The sequence below is a fragment of the Vibrio sp. Vb0304 genome, from assembly GCF_033338995.1.
Classification (GTDB): Bacteria; Pseudomonadota; Gammaproteobacteria; order Enterobacterales; family Vibrionaceae; genus Vibrio; species Vibrio alginolyticus.
In genome coordinates, this window is sequence record NZ_JAWOTT010000268.1 from 1 (window position 1) to 1,147 (window position 1,147).

Consider the following 1,147-nt stretch of genomic DNA (forward strand, 5'->3'; position numbering starts at 1 on the left):
TCATAAAGAACAAGTTCCGATTGTTCTGGGCTCAGCGACACCTGCACTGGAGACATTGCACAATGCCTTGTCAGGCAAGTATCACCACTTAACCCTGACCCAACGCGCAGGCTCTGCGGTTCCTACTTCTAATAAAGTGCTCGACGTCAAAGGTCAGTATTTAGAAAGTGGTTTATCTGCCCCATTGATTGCGGAAATGCGTAAACACCTTAAAGCAGGCAATCAGGTGATGCTGTTTCTTAACCGTCGTGGTTTCTCCCCTGCTCTCATGTGTCATGAATGTGGTTGGATTGCCGAATGCAAACGTTGTGATGCTTATTACACCTTCCACCAATACAGCAATGAGATTCGCTGCCACCATTGTGGCTCGCAGCAACCAGTGATTCATCAGTGTCAGGGCTGTGGTTCAACTCAACTGGTTACCGTTGGTGTCGGTACCGAACAGTTAGAACAACAATTGGCACAATTGTTTCCCGAATGCAAAGCCATCCGTATCGACAGGGATAGTACGCGCCGCAAAGGTAGCTTAGAAGACGCGTTGGACTCCATCCGCAAGGGTGAATATCAAATTTTAATTGGCACTCAAATGTTAGCTAAGGGACACCATTTCCCCAATGTAACGCTCGTTGCCTTGCTAGATGTTGATGGCTCTCTATATAGTAGCGACTTTCGCGCCTCCGAAAGATTAGCGCAGCTATTCATTCAGGTCGCAGGGCGAGCCGGACGTGCAAGTAAGCCGGGGGAAGTGGTTTTACAGACTCACCATCCTGAGCACAGTTTGTTGCAAGCCTTATTGGAAAAGGACTACCGACACTTCGCTATGACGGCATTAGAGGAACGTAAACTGGCGCAGTTGCCACCGTACAGTTTCCTTACTCTATTTAAAGCCGAAGCGAATCAGAGCGAGATCGTAGAAGATTTTCTGCGCCAAGTTCGCTTTACCTTAGAATCGCACCCTTTATTTGACGACACCTGCATGGTGCTTGGTCCAACACCATCGCCTCTCGCCAAACGCGCAGGCAAATACCGTTGGCAGCTGTTACTCCAAACCCAGCACCGTTCATTAATGCAAAAGTTATTAACCAGTGCCAAACCTGCTATTGAGTTGTTGCCTAATTCCAAAAAAGTTCGCTGGAATTTAGACATA

The 1,147-nt window shown here is 47.8% G+C and carries 1 protein-coding gene; it reads left to right on the top strand.

Annotated elements, in window-relative coordinates:
- The coding region (gene priA, locus R7P35_RS25540; protein WP_318093217.1) for a primosomal protein N' at positions 1-1,147 on the top strand (1,147 nt) is incomplete at both ends.